This is a genomic window from Scandinavium sp. NPDC088450 (genome assembly GCF_044900545.1).
Taxonomy (GTDB): domain Bacteria; phylum Pseudomonadota; class Gammaproteobacteria; order Enterobacterales; family Enterobacteriaceae; genus Scandinavium.
In genome coordinates this window covers 232,485-248,196 of record NZ_JBJDNI010000002.1, presented here as the reverse complement: position 1 = coordinate 248,196, position 15,712 = coordinate 232,485, and the positions used below count along the sequence as shown (strand labels likewise).

Below are 15,712 nucleotides of genomic sequence, written 5' to 3'. Positions count from 1 at the left end.
GATTCCAGGTATACAATCGCGGCAATCAACGATTAAGGAAGAAGCTATGACTAAGCATTATGACTACATCGCTATCGGCGGCGGCAGCGGCGGCATCGCCTCCATCAACCGCGCAGCCATGTATGGCCAGAAATGTGCGCTGATTGAAGCCAAAGAGCTGGGCGGCACCTGCGTCAACGTGGGCTGCGTGCCGAAAAAAGTAATGTGGCATGCCGCGCAGATCCGCGAAGCCATCCATCTGTATGGCCCGGACTACGGCTTCGACACCACCATTAACCACTTCGACTGGAACAAGCTGGTTGCCAGCCGCACCGCGTATATCGACCGCATTCACACCTCGTACGACAACGTGCTGGGCAAGAACAATGTCGATGTAATCAAAGGCTTTGCGCACTTTGTTGATGCGAAAACCATTGAAGTGAACGGCGAAACGCTGACAGCCGATCACATTCTGATCGCCACCGGCGGCCGCCCGAGCCACCCGGACATTCCAGGCGTGGAATACGGTATCGACTCTGACGGCTTCTTCGAGCTGCCAGCGCTGCCAAAACGTGTTGCCGTTGTGGGCGCAGGCTACATTGCTGTCGAACTGGCTGGCGTGATTAATGGTCTGGGCGCTGAAACGCACCTGTTCGTGCGTAAACACGCGCCGCTGCGTAGCTTCGACCCAATGATTGTTGAAACGCTGGTTGAAGTGATGGCTGCTGAAGGCCCAACGCTGCACACCCACGCCATTCCGAAAGCGGTCGTCAAAAACGCAGACGGTAGCCTGACGCTGGAACTGGAAGACGGTCGCAGCCAGACGGTCGACAGCCTGATTTGGGCGATTGGCCGTGAGCCAGAAACCGACAACTTCAACCTGGCCGTGACCGGGGTGAAAACCAACGACAAAGGCTACATCGTTGTCGATAAGTTCCAGAACACCAGCGTGCCGGGCATTTATGCTGTTGGCGATAACACCGGTGCCGTAGAACTGACTCCGGTTGCCGTTGCGGCAGGCCGTCGTCTCTCTGAACGCCTGTTTAACAACAAGCCGGAAGAGCATCTGGATTACACCAACATCGCGACAGTGGTCTTCAGCCACCCGCCAATCGGCACCGTGGGCCTGACCGAGCCACAAGCGCGTGAGCAGTTCGGCGAAGAGGCCGTGAAGGTCTACAAATCTTCCTTCACCGCCATGTATACCGCCGTGACCTCTCACCGCCAGCCATGCCGCATGAAGTTGGTGTGTGTGGGCCCTGAAGAGAAAATCGTCGGTATCCACGGCATTGGCTTTGGTATGGACGAAATCCTGCAAGGCTTCGCAGTGGCGCTGAAAATGGGCGCAACCAAGAAAGACTTCGACAACACCGTAGCGATTCACCCAACCGCTGCGGAAGAATTTGTCACCATGCGTTAATCCCTAAGGCCCCGTTATAACGGGGCTTTTTATTATTCGGGCACGTTACGTTTTAAAAGCGCGTGCCCGATATAATTGCTCCAGTTAAAACTATTCTGCAACACCACCACCGCGCTTTTATTCGCTTTATCAAAACCGATATAGCTGGAATATCCGCCGATATATCCCACCTGATAAGTAATTTGCTGATCGCCGTAAGTATCAGTAATCCACGCAATATTGGCGGCTTCTTTTTCGCGAGGGAAATAGTCGGCACTGACATCGCGGAAGGTTTTATCCAGAGACGCATCACCCGTGGCACTGAAATGATCACGCGCGTATTCAATCAAATCGCGTGCATTACTGTAGAGGCTCGCCGCGCCAATCATGTTGTTGCTGAACTGCCAGTCTGGCGTAAGGGAACCGCGAGCGATAAATTTTGGCTGATCGCCAGCATGGCCTAATGCACGTAATGGATAGCTGCGCAGCGTTTCAGGCGTGAAACTGGAATTTTGCATCTTCAACGGCTGGAAAATGCGCTGCTCAGCCAGCGTTTCGATAGATTGCCCAGTCTGTACTTTCAGCACGTAGCCCAGAATGGCATAACCGATATTCGAGTAGCGGGGTTCATGGGTGAGCGGTGCGTTGAAGTTGCTCAGATAGCCCAGCACACTGTCGCTGTCGAGGTCGTGATAGAAGTTTTCGCCGTCGCTCAGATAGCGCAGCAAATGCTCAAGCGACAACAAACTCATCGGCTGGCGCGGTAAACCGGAGGTGTGCGTCACCAGTTGCAGAAGCGTGATTTTACGCGCGTCGTCACTCAGCGGCGTGCCCGGTGGTAGTAGCTTTTCCAGCGTGTCATCCCAGTGCAAACGCCCTTCGTTGACCAACAACGTGGTCACTTCCGCCGTGATCCCCTTGCTCAGCGATCCCAGCGCGAAAAGCGTGTCAGGCGTGATGGGATAGCGATGTTGTTCGTCGGTCACGCCATAGCAATAAAACTTCGCCGGGCCATCATCGTGGATAACAGCCACCACCATGCCGGAGACCTGTTTACTCTGCATGTACTCCGTCACCAGTTCGTTGACAGAAAGCGCGCGACCATTTTGCGCCACCTGCTTCACTTCACTGGAAGGCATATTCATTTGTGATAACGTGCCTGAGCAGCCACAGACAAGCGCAGACGCCATCAGCACAGGGAGTACAAGCCCTTTCAATACTGACCTTCCTGATAAAAAGAGAGATAAAGTGAGCGGGGGTAAACCGGGCACAAACCATAACGAGATTCACATTCGGTTGCAAAGTGAAAGCTCCGAAAGTGAAGGTGTACCGGTTCGCGACTTTTTCAGCGAATTTTTTGTGAATACATCGCATTAGGCCGCAATATCGCCGAAAGACTTCACACATTTTTGTGACGAAGTGCACGTTTTACGCCCCACCGATCGAAGCGAATGTCTAAGCTTAGTAGAGCGCCGGAGGAAACCGGCATTTTGTACTGACGTTATCCGGAGGTCATTATCACTATGCTCAACCAGAAATTACGTAACCCGGACACCGACGAAGTGCAGGCGCTGGCCGCTGAGCTTTGCTACCAGACGGATCCGTGCGAGCTGAAACTGGATGACATGATAGAAGTTGAGCCGGAACCGGAAATGATTGAGGGGATGCCCGCCTCGGATGCCCTCACCCCTGCTGACCGCTATCTGGAACTTTTTGAACGTGTTCAGGCAGCACGCATTTTTGCCGACAGCAAAACCTTCCCCGACTGCGCGCCAAGAATGGACCCACTGGATATTCTGATTCGTTTTCGCCAGCAGAAACGTCTGCCTGGCTTCAACCTGCGGGCGTTTGTTGAAGAACATTTCTGGCTGCCGGAAAGCCACGCCAATGAGTATGTCTCTGACCCCGAGAACACGCTCAAAGAGCATATCGAAAACCTGTGGCCGATCCTGACGCGTGAACCGCAGGATCACATTCCCTGGTCTTCGCTGCTGGCGTTGCCGCAGGCATATATCGTGCCGGGAGGGCGTTTTACCGAGACGTATTACTGGGATTCCTACTTCACCATGCTCGGCCTGAAAGAGAGCGGGCGCGAAGATTTGCTCAAGTGCATGGCAGATAATTTCGCGTGGATGATTGAGCGCTACGGCCATATTCCCAACGGCAACCGCACCTATTATCTGAGCCGCTCCCAGCCGCCGGTTTTCGCCCTGATGGTTGAGCTGTTTGAGGAAGACGGGGTGCGCGGTGCGAAGCGCTATCTTGACCATCTGAAGCTGGAATATGACTTCTGGATGGACGGCTCAGGCACGCTGCTGCCCAATCAGGCGTATCGTCACGTGGTTCGTCTGCCCGATGGCTCGTTGCTGAACCGCTATTGGGATGACCGTGATACGCCGCGCGATGAGTCGTGGCTGGAAGACGTGGAAACGGCTCGCCATTCTGGACGACCGCCCAATGAAGTTTATCGTGACCTGCGAGCCGGAGCGGAATCCGGCTGGGATTATTCCTCACGCTGGCTGCGGGACACCACCCGCCTGGCCAGTATTCGCACGACACAATTTGTGCCGATCGATTTGAACGCCTTTTTGTTCAAACTGGAAAATACCATCGCCAATCTTTCTGGTCTGAAGGGTGATAAAGAAACCGAAGCCGACTTTCGTCATAAAGCCAGTGAGCGCCGCGCCGCCGTGAACCGTTATTTGTGGGATGACGAGCAGGGCTGTTACCGCGATTACGACTGGCGACGTGAAGCGCTGGGGCTCTTTTCTGCCGCCAGCATGGCACCGCTTTATGTCGGCATGGCAACGCATGAACAGGCCGATAAACTGGACACCGCGGTGAGGACGCGCTTGCTGACGCCCGGCGGTATTTTATCGACAGAGTACGACAGCGGCGAGCAGTGGGATTTCCCTAACGGCTGGGCGCCGTTACAGTGGATGGCGATCCAGGGTTTCAAGCTGTATGGCAACGACGCGCTGGGCAACGAGATTGCCCGTAGCTGGTTGAAGACCGTCAATCACGTTTATCAGAAACATCACAAGCTGATTGAGAAGTATCACATTGGTACCAGCACGCCCCGACAAGGGGGCGGCGGTGAATATCCGTTACAGGACGGTTTCGGCTGGACTAACGGCGTGGTACGTCGCCTGATGGGGCTGTACGGCGAACCAGACTAACTTAGCGAATCGCATCGTAAATGGCTGACTGGATCGTCAGCCATTTTTTATTCTGCGTATCCGGCGAGGCATCCGCGCGTAATTTTGCTTGCGAAACGTTATAGCGCTGGCGCTCCACCACTGCTGGCGTGGTGCAAAACGCTTGCAGGTAAGATTTTCGCACCGAACTCAGAGATTCCCCGTTCGCCATGGCGTGCCCCAGCGTATTCATAAAGCGGCGGCACGGCTTCGGTTCATCCATTTGCAGGCGATAACGCAGCAACAGTTCAAGCACTTCGTCGTAGCGGAAGGATTGCGCCTGCTCTGTCCACGCCAGTTGCCAGGTCATACCGCCCTGTAAAAAAAGCGTTGTGACGCGGGTATCGTTACGATCAATAGCCGCGCGCAGACTGTTCACATCCCAGCTAATGCCCATGTTCGCCAGCTTTTCGCGCGGCGAAGGAGTCTCGCGCTCCGGCGCATCAATCAGTGCCTGAGTCTCGGGCTGACTGGTCGATTCTGCGGGCGTGGTGTTGCTGAACATCCACAGCGAAGCGAAGGCCATCACCAACACCACAACGCCCACCGTTCCCCACAAAATCGTTGAGATGAGCTGCTCGCGGTCTTCCGGCGTGCGCTTCTCCTGCTTCTTTGGCGGTTCAATGTTGTCACGAACCGGCAGATGATCGCCGCCCAGCGCCCGATCTTTCGTCCGTGCATCTTCCCAGAAGTGGTGCAGTTCGTTGCTGTCCACTGCCATAAATGCTGTCGGATTCACCCGGGTTCGCCCTTGCTCGAACGCTCGCTGCACCGGGCCTGCTATCTGATGGACAAAATTATCCAGTAGCGCGATTTCCGTGGTCGTGAGCGGACGCTGCGCCACCATGGCGTTGCGCATCCCCCGGCAATCTTCAAGAAACGCATGCAGCGTGACACGCTGTTCAGCAAGAAAAGTCAGCGCTGACGCTGAGTTGAATAAAGGGGAGTAGTGACGAGCAAACGCTTTTTTATCGACCACCAGCGAAGCCAGATCGCTGAACAGCATGCCGGACAAAATATCGCCCGCATCGCTGTTCGCCAGCCAGCGCCGGACGCTATCAGCGCCAAATTGAATTTTGAGGTGATTATTGAGTTTGGTGGCATCTGGCCAAGCCTGAGAAATCAACGCTTTAAGCGTCAACGTAAGAGCACGCATTTGCCGCTGAGCCTGCTCCTGGCGCGCATTACTGTCATCACCCGCAATAGAGGCAAACTTCAGCAGCGGTTGCTTTTCCCGCACGGCTTCCAGCACCGCCACAAAGCGTAAAGCCGCAATGAGCTGATTTTCGCTGACCGCCTGCCCACGCTCATACACCGGCACGACTTGCTGCAAGTGGCGTAACTGCACGGTGAAATCACTCAGTTCAGCATCATTAAGATTGAGCTTGCGAGCCACTGCCGCCCATCCGCCCAGATTCAAACGCGCCTGCTCCAGCTGCTCCAGAAACCAGCGAGGATCTTTCGCTTCAGAGGTGTGAACGTTCAGCAACGACAGAATTTCTGTGGCCGCCTGGCGAACCACGCCAAGGCAGTGTTCAAACTGGTCACCGGAGTAGTGCGATGCTGTGTGCATCCGTTTTCCTTATTGCAAGGCAGAGTATTTTCCCTGATAAACAACAGGGTTTTATTTTTGTTTTTAGACAGTTACAAAGTAGCTTAGCGCATCCGCTTCTGAGCTAATCCGTCTATAAACCGACAAAATTACCCGGAGTAATTACGATGATAAATCTCACGACCCCGCGCCTGACCTGCACAGCGTTGTGCGAAGCGGACTGGCCGTTCTTTTTGTCGTTGTACCAGAACCCTGCGGTGATGCGCTTTGTGATGGATGAGCTCAGCGAAACCGATATCCGTGAAGCTTTCGAACCCCGGCTTGCGGTCTGGACTCCGGGAGCAACTCACTGGCTTTGCCTGGTGGTTCGCGAAAAGGAGAGCAACCAGCCGTTGGGGCTGACAGGATTTATCCAGCGGGATGATGAGATAGCTGAGGTTGGATTTCTGTTCACGCCTGCTGCTCAGGGAAAAGGCTATGGTTTTGAGTCGCTTCAGGCGGTGTGTCATTTCGCCTTCACCGAAGGAAATATCAGGCGTTTGTCGGCAACGGTGACCGTGGGAAATGAGGCATCACGCCGTCTTCTGGAAAAAACAGGTTTTGTGCTGGAAGGCGAGTTGAGAGAAAGCTATCAGCTTGGCGGGAGATGGCATAACGACTGGTTGTTGGGGTTGCTGCGCAGCGAATTTCAAGGCTGAATGCCGGGCGGCACGCTGTTTGCCCGGCCTACACTGTCCGGGGCTCACAGGTTTTGTAGGCCGGGTAAGGCGTAGCCGCCACCCGGCACCGAAAGGATTACAGGAACATCCCGCCTGAAACCTCAACACGCTGTGCGTTCATCCAGCCGAGTTCATCACTGAGCAACGCTGCAATCGCATTGCCGATATCGTCCGGCAAGCCAACGCGACCCAACGCCGTCTGTGCAGCAATATGCTTGTTCATCTCAGCATTATCGCGCACACGCCCACCACCGAAGTCGGTTTCAATCGCACCCGGTGCAATGATGTTCACCGAAATTTTCCGCTCACCCAGTTCTTTTGCCTGATAACGCGTCAGCACTTCCATTGCGCCTTTCATCGAGGCATAAGCCGCGAACCCTGGCAGAGCAAAACGCGCCAGACCGGTAGACACATTCAGGATGCGTCCGCCGTCCTGAATCAGCGGCAGCAGGCGTTGAGTGAGGAAAAACGGGCCTTTGAAATGGATGTTCATCAGCTCGTCAAAGACCGCTTCAGAGGTGTCAGCAAATGCGCCGTACAACCCAATTCCTGCGTTGTTCACTAAATAATCAAATGTGTCACGCTGCCAGACATGCTTCAGTTGTTGCTGCACTTCTGTTGCGAAACGCTCGAACCCTGAGATTTCCCCGACATTCAATTGCAATGCCACAGCTTTCACGCCAAGTTGCTCAATTTCGTGCACAACTTTTTGCGCTTCCTGCTGGTTACTGTTGTAAGTCAGCAGAATATGAATTCCTTTCGCCGCCAGCTTCAGCGCCGCGTTTTTACCCAGGCCACGGCTGCCGCCAGTGATTAAAGCAATACGTTGAGTCATAACCCACCTCGTTTCCGGTTTGTGAACAGTGAGAAAGAGCTTATTAGGTGCTATAAAATCAATAAAGAGTGCAAACTACGTTTCATTGTTTCAGTGAGAACAACAAAAGGCGTTAGCTATGGATAAAATTCACGCAATGCAATTGTTCCTTCGCGTGGCCGAACTGGAGAGTTTTTCCCGCGCCGCCGACACGCTGGGCCTTCCTAAAGGTAGCGTATCGCGCCAAATCCAGGCGCTGGAAAATCTGCTGGGCGCTCGCCTTTTGCACCGCACCACCCGCCGGGTTCAACTGACTCAGGACGGCATGGTCTATTACGAACGAGCGAAGGATTTGCTCAGCAATCTTGATGAGCTGGACGGCATGTTCCTGCACGATCCCACCAGTATCAGCGGCCGCCTGCGGGTGGATATGCCGGTTGGCGTTGCTCGAAATTTAGTCATCCCAAAACTGCCTGCGTTTCTTCAGCAGTACCCGGGTATTGAACTGGAGCTGAGCAGCAGCGATCGGCTGGTCGATGTGATTCGGGAAGGTTTCGACTGCGTGGTGCGCGTGGGCACACTGAAAGATTCCGGATTAGTGGCTCGTCCGGTCGGCAAACTGACGGTGGTGAATTGCGCCAGCCCTGATTATCTGGAGCGTTTTGGCTACCCGGAAACGCTCGACGATCTCGCCAGCCATGCGCTGATTCATTACGCCGTGAACCTTGGCGTGCGCCCACAAGGGTTTGAGCTGAGCATGGATAACCAGACCCACTGGCTAAAAACCGGGGGCGTACTGACGGTCAACAGCACTGAAACTTATCATGCCGCGTGCCTTGCCGGACTGGGGATTATTCAGGTGCCGCGCGTGGGAGTGAAGGAAGCGCTGCGCAGCGGAAAGCTGGTTGAAATCCTGCCGCAGTATCGCGCAGAACCGATGCCAGTCTCGCTGATTTACCCGCATCGCCGTAACCTTTCCCGTCGCGTTCACCTGTTTATGGAGTGGTTAACGGAAATTTTAAAAAGCTATGTAGATTGATTGTCCTGAGGTTTTGTCAATTTTGGACGTCTCATCGGCTATAATTTCCGTTATGTTTTATAAAAAGGAATCACACCCTGATGACGCCGGATAACGACGCAAAACGCCCTACTCAGGATCTGGAGTACGATCCCGTCAGGAAAATGGATACCGGGGAGAAAGCCACTTCGGGGATTAAACAGCGTGCGACAGGTGCGCTGACCAAAGCCACAGGCACCGCGCAGAAAGTGCAGCGCCAGCCGATTATCGCGCATTTGATCCGTGCCGCTGAACGCTTCAACGACAGAATGGGCAATCAGTTTGGCGCGGCAATCACCTACTTCTCTTTCCTGTCGATGATCCCCATTTTGATGGTTTCCTTTGCCGCCGGGGGCTTCATTCTGGCCTCGCACCCGACGCTGCTGCAGGACATTTTCGACAAGATCCTGATTAACGTCAGCGACCCGACGCTTGCGGCCACGCTGAAAAGTACCATCAACACCGCCGTGCAGCAGCGTACCACCGTTGGGATTGTCGGGCTGCTGGTCGCGCTTTATTCCGGCATCAACTGGATGGGGAATTTACGCGAAGCCATCCGTGCGCAATCTCGTGATGTCTGGGAACGCACGCCGCAGGATCAGGAGAAAATTTGGGTTAAGTATTTTCGCGATTTCGTTTCGCTGATTGGCCTGTTGGTGGCTTTGATTGTCACGCTGTCTATTACGTCGGTTGCGGGCTCCGCACAGCAGATGATCATCTCCGCGCTGTATCTGGATTATATCGAGTGGTTGAAACCCGCGTGGCGAGTGATCGGCCTGGCGATTTCCATTTTCGCCAACTACCTGCTTTTCTTCTGGATTTTCTGGCGTCTCCCTCGCCATCGTCCACGGAAAAAAGCGTTAATCCGCGGCACGTTTATCGCGGCAATCGGTTTTGAAGTCATCAAAATCATCATGACCTGGACGCTGCCTGCGCTGGTGAAATCACCTTCAGGCGCAGCCTTCGGTTCGGTACTTGGCCTGATGGCTTTCTTCTATTTCTTCGCGCGCCTGACCCTGTTCTGCGCCGCGTGGATAGCCACCGCAGAGTACAAAGACGACCCGAGAATGCCGGGCAAAACACACCGCTAATCCTCTCGCCGGGGTGAAATCTCAGCCCAGCGCACATCCTTAGCAGATAAATCCAGATGGTAACTTTTCTTTAACCAAAAACTGGTTTTATCTGCTGATTATTCATTTATGTGAAGCATTTCATGGTTGCGAATTTCCCGGCCTGAAAATTATCCACTTTTTGTCTTTTTTTCGCCCATTCCCTGCCTTTGTTACACATTGAAATAGGGCTTTTGCTGTGCGTAATATGGCCCTTCGTTCGCCAAAAAATAAGAAAATGCTATGCAAACTGCTGCCACAACACTCGATCCTAATCAGGACATCGCCCCGGCTAACTCACGTAATAAGGTCATCGTCGCCTCGCTGATTGGCACCGCCATCGAGTTTTTCGATTTCTATATTTACGCCACCGCCGCGGTTATCGTCTTCCCGCACATCTTTTTCCCGCAGGGTGATCCTGCTGCTGCAACGCTGCAATCGCTGGCGACTTTCGCCATCGCGTTTGTCGCTCGCCCAATTGGTTCTGCGCTGTTTGGTCACTTCGGCGATCGCGTTGGCCGCAAAGTCACGTTGGTGGCTTCCCTGCTGACCATGGGCATTTCCACCGTAGTGATTGGCCTGCTGCCGAGCTATGAAACAATCGGCATTCTGGCTCCCCTGCTGCTGGCGCTGGCGCGTTTTGGTCAGGGTCTCGGCCTGGGCGGTGAATGGGGCGGCGCGGCGTTGCTGGCGACAGAAAATGCTCCGGCGAAAAAACGCGCGCTGTACGGTTCCTTCCCACAGCTTGGCGCACCGATTGGCTTCTTCTTTGCCAACGGCACCTTCCTGCTGCTCTCGTGGCTGCTGACCGACGAGCAGTTCATGAGCTGGGGCTGGCGCGTGCCGTTTATCTTCTCTGCCGTGCTGGTCATTATCGGCCTGTACGTGCGTGTTTCTCTGCATGAAACGCCGGTCTTCGCCAAAGTTGCCGCGGCGAAAAAACAGGTCAAAGTGCCAATGGGTACGCTGCTCAGCAAGCATTTGCGTGTGACCATTCTGGGCACCTTCATCATGCTGGCAACCTACACGCTGTTCTACATCATGACCGTTTACTCGATGACTTACAGCACCGCTGCCGTGCCGCACGGTCTGGGTCTGCCACGTAATGAAGTGCTGTGGATGCTGATGATGGCGGTGATTGGCTTCGGGGTAATGGTGCCGATTGCCGGCCTGCTGGCTGACCGTTTTGGCCGTCGTAAGAGCATGATAACCATTACCACGCTGATCATCCTGTTTGGCCTGTTCGTGTTCCAGCCGCTGCTGGGGTCAGGCAATCCGGCCCTGATTATGGCGTATTTGCTGCTGGGCCTGAGCCTGATGGGCCTGACCTTCGGCCCGATGGGCGCCCTGCTGCCAGAACTGTTCCCGACAGAAGTTCGCTACACCGGAGCTTCGTTCTCTTATAACGTGTCGTCGATTCTCGGGGCGTCTGTTGCACCGTATATCGCGGCATGGCTGACAGGGGCTTATGGTTTGGCGTATGTCGGTTACTACCTGGCGTCAATGGCGGCACTGACGCTGATTGCGTTGGTGCTGACGCATGAGACGAAGCATCAGTCTTTGTAAGATCTGAGCTGTCTGCACCCCCTCTCCCCTGCCCTCTCCCTCAATGGAGAGGGAGAAAATCAAAGACCGCGCCTGCCTGCCCCCTCTCCCTTTGGGAGAGGGGGAAAACCCGCCTACCGTTTCATCTGCGACAAAATCACATGGCACTGATTGGCATCACCCTCTGATGGCGAAATCAGTGCCAGCAACGCTGCGGCGGGTGTCACCAGTGTCGCCAGCGCTGCCGCCACCGCGCCACGTACAATCAGTGGGCCCGGTTTCACGCCGTAATCCGGATTTTTGAACGTGCCGCGAACATACAGCGGGGAACGCAGGGTAATGATACGAATGCCTTTGCTCTCCGGATCAATCGTCAAATCTAACTGCTCCGAGGCAAAGCTTGCCGTCCCCGTCACGTTTACCAGCGCATTCTCGGTATCGAACGCCAGGATTTGTGGGCGTGCAACGCCGTTGCGGATATCAACGTTGGCCGCCGCGCAGTTCACCCGCACTTCGTCATCGCCAAAGATTTGCCCGACAATAAAGTTGCCGACGTTCAGGCCGAGGATTTCCATCAGGTTGCGGCTGACCACGCCGTCATTCATCAGCAGCTTGAGATTGCCGTCGCTTGAGCCTAATAGCGCTGCCACGGAGTTGCCCGTCCCGCGCAATTGCGCATCGCCATTCATTTCACCCAGCGTTTTCTGCATCAGCTCAACATTGGGCATCAGCTCTTTCAGTCGCAGCCGTCTGGCCTGAATGTTGGCCTCGCCCTGCATTGGTTTTTTATTACCCGCCAGGTGGATTGTGGCGCTGATGGTACCGTTCGCCATGCCAAACTTCAGCGGTTGCAGGCGCAGGTCGCCGCGCTCAAGGATCACATGCGTAGAGAGATTACTCAGCGGCAGCGTGCTGCCATGCTCGATGTGTTGCCCTTTGAAGCGCACATCAGCGTCCATCACGTCCCATTTATCGGTCTCAAAGCGATCGTAGGGCAGCACTTTGCCGGCAGGCTGGGCATCCTTTTTCACTTCGGCAGATTTGGTGCCTTTACCGGAATCCACGCCAATCAGCGGGCCTAAATCCGCCAGCCGCAGTTGCTTCGACTCCATATCCCCTTCCAGTTTCGGGCGGGGCTTGCTCATGCTGTATTTCAGCGTGCCGTGAATATCGCTGTCGCCAATGCGCCCGTTGAAGTTGCGATAATCAAAGACCGAGCCTTTATCGGTATCGATTTTCGCCACCAGATGCCCGTCTGTTTCAAACGGCGGCGTGTCCGGCAGCACAATGCCCGTGAGATCATAAAGCTGTCCGAGCGAGTCGCCCGAGAACTTGAGGCGTAAATCGACACCGCCCATTTTCATCGGGTCATTCACTGTGCCGCTAAATGCCACGCGAGTATTGCCTGAGTGGAAATCGGCCTGCACCGGGAAAGGCGTGCCTTCGCTACGTAGCGCCAGCATGCCGCCAATTTTACCGGTGCCGGTTAACGGTTGGCCGTTGTAGCGCCCGTCAGCTTTCAGGCCAAAGACGTAGTCACCCGGTTTCGGGCCACTGTTTTTGCCTTTATCGCCCGTCACTTCACTGAATGGCAGCGGTTTACCCAGCGGATCGACGAAGATCTCTATGTTAGCCTTCGTCACTTTGTCATCGACTTTGATGCGGCCACGATCGAAGAGAATATTGTCCAGGCGGAATGACCATGAAGAGGGCTGCGCGTCTTTCGGATTGCCGGTGTCAGAGGCTAATTTGAACGTCCAGTTGTTGGTTTTTTCCGACAGGCGAATGATCCGCGCGTCCGGCTGGACCAGTTTGATCCACGGCAGATACACCGTTTTAGCCAACAATGACAACGGCGCGAGCGTCGCTTCGACACGCGGTAAATGCACCATGGTGATTTCGGGAATGTCTGGCGGGTTGCCAAGAATAATATCGTCGGCATGGACATGCGGCCATGGCACCCAGCTTCGCCAGCCGGTTTCCGTTGGCTGACGCTCCCAGACAATCCCCAAATCGCCACGGATCGCGAACGGGCGGTTGAGCTCCGCAGACACTTTCTGGTTAATGGTTGGCTTCAGACGGTTCCAGTCAAAGGTCGCGATAATGATGATAAGCAGGACGATGAGCAGCGCTAACGTCGCAAAAATGATGGCTAGCGTTTTGGTGGTTTTTGACATGCCGAGAGCACTCCTGTTTTGCCTCACCTTTCATGAATATAGTTGAGGCTGACAGAAAAACGGCAGATCAGGCCAGATTAAGCATCACTTCTTCAAGGGTGGCAATCGGCACCGGGCGGGATAAAAAGTAGCCTTGCGCCGCGTGAGCCGGGGATTGCTGAACGTCACGCCACTCTTCCAGCGTTTCAATCCCTTCCACGATTACGCCCTGGCAATAACGGTTCATCAGCTGGATAAGCAGCTCGAATAAATTGCGCCCTTCCGGGGTTTTACGCAGCATGATAAACAGGTCGCGGGCGACTTTGATGTAGTCATAACGTACTTCGCTGAGCGCCGAAAAGTTAGCCATTCCGGTCCCGAAGTCATCCAGCCACAGCGGGCCAAATTCGCAGATGGCGGCGAACGACGAATCCTGCGGCAGGCGAATGTGCTCCACCAGTTCGAAACGCAGCCATGGCGTGTTTTCGATTTGCGCTATCAGAGACGGGTCCTGACGCATCGCCAGCAGCGTTGGACCATCCACATTGACCGAAGCCAGAATGCCGTTGTGGCTGAAAAATTCCTGCTTTGCGGTCAGCACCGCCAGTTGTTCTTTGACGATGTCAATACGCTGGCGCACGGCCACTTCAGCGAAGTAGCGATCCGGAGCAATGCGCTGGCCCGGATGCTCCGGGTGCGTCACGACAGTCAATACTTCAACCGCCATCAGGCGACCATCGATTTTGTAGATGGGCTGGTAAGTATAAGCACGCTCACACTCCAGCCAATAGCGTCGCTCCTGAAGGCTTTCAATGCCTGCATCGGGAAGGCTTAGCCGCTGGATAACCTGCTTTAACTTCATCTCAGCTGTCCTGTTAATAGGGGGAATCTCTCGGAACTCGTCATTGAGTTATCGGCGCTGAGGGTGAGAACTTTATGTTCAACTCGTGGCATTTTGCGAATCTGTGCGGCAAGTTTCTGAGCCAGATACGCGCTAGCTCAAAAAAATAATGGAACGTTGTTTTAATATAGTTGACCCCCTAACAGCCACAGCGCAAACTAGCGCTTATTTTTTCCGATTTCGATAAGGCCTGAGACTATGTCTAAGAAAATTGCCGTCATTGGCGAATGCATGATTGAGCTTTCAGAGAAGGGTTCGCTGGTGAATCGCGGTTTTGGCGGCGATACGCTGAACACCTCGGTGTACATCGCCCGTCAGGTGAAACAAAGCAGCCTCCAGGTCAGCTACATTACCGCGCTGGGCACGGACAGTTTCAGCCAGCAAATGCTGGATGCCTGGCAGAATGAGAACGTCGACACCCGTCTGATTCAACGCATGGCTAACCGCATGCCGGGCCTGTATTACATCGAAACCGACGATACCGGTGAGCGCACGTTCTACTACTGGCGCAACGAAGCGGCCGCAAAATTCTGGCTGGAAAGCGAGGAATCTGGGGCTATCTGCGAAGAGCTGGCGACGTACGATTACCTCTACCTGAGCGGCATCAGCCTGGCGATTTTGAGCCCTGCCAGCCGTGAAAAACTCTTCTCGCTGCTGCACGAATGCCGTGCAAACGGCGGCCAGGTCATTTTCGACAACAACTACCGCCCACGCCTGTGGGCCAGCCGCGAAGAAACGCAGCAGGTTTATCAGCAGATGCTGGCCTGCACAGATATCGCCTTCCTGACACTGGATGACGAAGACGCACTGTGGGGCGAAAAACCAGTTGAAGAAGTGATTGCCCGCACCCACGCCGCTGGCGTGAATGAAGTAGTGGTGAAGCGCGGGGCAGATTCCTGCCTGGTGTCACTGGCGGGTGAAGCCGTTGTGGATGTGCCTGCGGTGAAACTGCCCAAAGAGAAAGTGGTGGATACGACGGCGGCAGGTGATTCCTTCAGCGCGGGCTATCTTGCGGTTCGTCTGACAGGTGGCGACACGAAAGCGGCTGCCGAGCGTGGGCACCTGACAGCCAGCACCGTGATTCAGTATCGCGGGGCGATTATTCCTCGTGAGGCGATGCCTGAGTAAAGAGAGTGAGGGCGAAGGCAACGTTCGGCTGACACCCTCTCCCTAACCCTCTCCCCAGGGAGAGGGAACCGTTCAGTGCAGTTTTTAATTTTCGCCCTCTCCAAAACCGTTCAGTGCAGTTTTGATTTTCGCCCTCTCCAAAACCGTTCAGTGCAG

12 protein-coding genes are annotated in these 15,712 nt (G+C 54.7%); 7 read left to right on the top strand and 5 right to left on the bottom strand.

Annotation, left to right across the window (positions count from 1 at the left end; translation table 11 throughout):
* Positions 1-46: 46 nt before the first annotated feature.
* Positions 47-1,399, top strand: coding sequence for a glutathione-disulfide reductase (gorA, locus tag ACI2I2_RS03700; protein WP_404656676.1), 1,353 nt, complete (start codon positions 47-49; stop codon positions 1,397-1,399).
* Positions 1,400-1,431: 32 nt separating this feature from the next.
* Here gorA and ACI2I2_RS03695 read toward each other — a convergent pair whose 3' ends face one another.
* The gene (locus ACI2I2_RS03695) at positions 1,432-2,523 is read right to left on the bottom strand and encodes a serine hydrolase domain-containing protein (RefSeq protein WP_404656675.1); all 1,092 of its coding nucleotides are present in this window, start codon (positions 2,521-2,523) and stop codon (positions 1,432-1,434) included.
* A 378-nt stretch (positions 2,524-2,901) separates the two neighbouring features.
* Here ACI2I2_RS03695 and ACI2I2_RS03690 point away from each other — a divergent pair, with 378 nt between their 5' ends.
* The gene (locus ACI2I2_RS03690; RefSeq protein ID WP_404656674.1) at positions 2,902-4,557 is read left to right on the top strand and encodes an alpha,alpha-trehalase; all 1,656 of its coding nucleotides are present in this window, start codon (positions 2,902-2,904) and stop codon (positions 4,555-4,557) included.
* 1 nt (position 4,558) lies between these two features.
* Here ACI2I2_RS03690 and ACI2I2_RS03685 read toward each other — a convergent pair whose 3' ends face one another.
* A complete protein-coding gene (locus ACI2I2_RS03685) occupies positions 4,559-6,148 on the bottom strand; it encodes an STY4199 family HEPN domain-containing protein (RefSeq protein ID WP_404656673.1) in 1,590 nt (529 codons plus the stop codon).
* A 146-nt stretch (positions 6,149-6,294) separates the two neighbouring features.
* Here ACI2I2_RS03685 and ACI2I2_RS03680 point away from each other — a divergent pair, with 146 nt between their 5' ends.
* A complete protein-coding gene (locus ACI2I2_RS03680) occupies positions 6,295-6,825 on the top strand; it encodes a GNAT family N-acetyltransferase (RefSeq protein WP_404656672.1) in 531 nt (176 codons plus the stop codon).
* A gap of 97 nt (positions 6,826-6,922) precedes the next feature.
* On the opposite strand, the gene ACI2I2_RS03675 is transcribed toward ACI2I2_RS03680, so the two are convergent.
* Positions 6,923-7,681, bottom strand: coding sequence for an SDR family NAD(P)-dependent oxidoreductase (locus tag ACI2I2_RS03675; protein WP_404656671.1), 759 nt, complete (start codon positions 7,679-7,681; stop codon positions 6,923-6,925).
* 118 nt (positions 7,682-7,799) lie between these two features.
* Between ACI2I2_RS03675 and ACI2I2_RS03670 the strand changes: the two genes are divergently transcribed.
* The 3 genes from ACI2I2_RS03670 to ACI2I2_RS03660 all read left to right on the top strand — a co-directional run bounded on the left by ACI2I2_RS03670 (position 7,800) and on the right by ACI2I2_RS03660 (position 11,392).
* Complete coding sequence (locus tag ACI2I2_RS03670; RefSeq protein ID WP_404656670.1) at positions 7,800-8,699, top strand: LysR family transcriptional regulator; 900 nt, start codon at positions 7,800-7,802, stop codon at positions 8,697-8,699.
* An 80-nt stretch (positions 8,700-8,779) separates the two neighbouring features.
* Positions 8,780-9,808, top strand: a complete 1,029-nt coding sequence (gene yhjD, locus ACI2I2_RS03665; RefSeq protein WP_404656669.1) for an inner membrane protein YhjD — start codon at positions 8,780-8,782, stop codon at positions 9,806-9,808.
* A gap of 261 nt (positions 9,809-10,069) precedes the next feature.
* Positions 10,070-11,392, top strand: coding sequence for an MFS transporter (locus tag ACI2I2_RS03660; protein WP_404656668.1), 1,323 nt, complete (start codon positions 10,070-10,072; stop codon positions 11,390-11,392).
* A gap of 113 nt (positions 11,393-11,505) precedes the next feature.
* Here ACI2I2_RS03660 and ACI2I2_RS03655 read toward each other — a convergent pair whose 3' ends face one another.
* Positions 11,506-13,548 carry an AsmA family protein gene (locus ACI2I2_RS03655; protein ID WP_404656667.1) on the bottom strand — a complete coding sequence of 681 codons (2,043 nt, stop codon included), beginning with the start codon at positions 13,546-13,548 and terminating at the stop codon, positions 11,506-11,508.
* 67 nt (positions 13,549-13,615) lie between these two features.
* Positions 13,616-14,389: a cyclic-guanylate-specific phosphodiesterase gene (pdeH, locus tag ACI2I2_RS03650; RefSeq protein WP_404656666.1), complete on the bottom strand. Its 774-nt coding sequence runs from the start codon at positions 14,387-14,389 to the stop codon at positions 13,616-13,618.
* A gap of 237 nt (positions 14,390-14,626) precedes the next feature.
* Between pdeH and ACI2I2_RS03645 the strand changes: the two genes are divergently transcribed.
* Positions 14,627-15,556 carry a sugar kinase gene (locus ACI2I2_RS03645; protein ID WP_404656665.1) on the top strand — a complete coding sequence of 310 codons (930 nt, stop codon included), beginning with the start codon at positions 14,627-14,629 and terminating at the stop codon, positions 15,554-15,556.
* Positions 15,557-15,712: the final 156 nt, after the last annotated feature.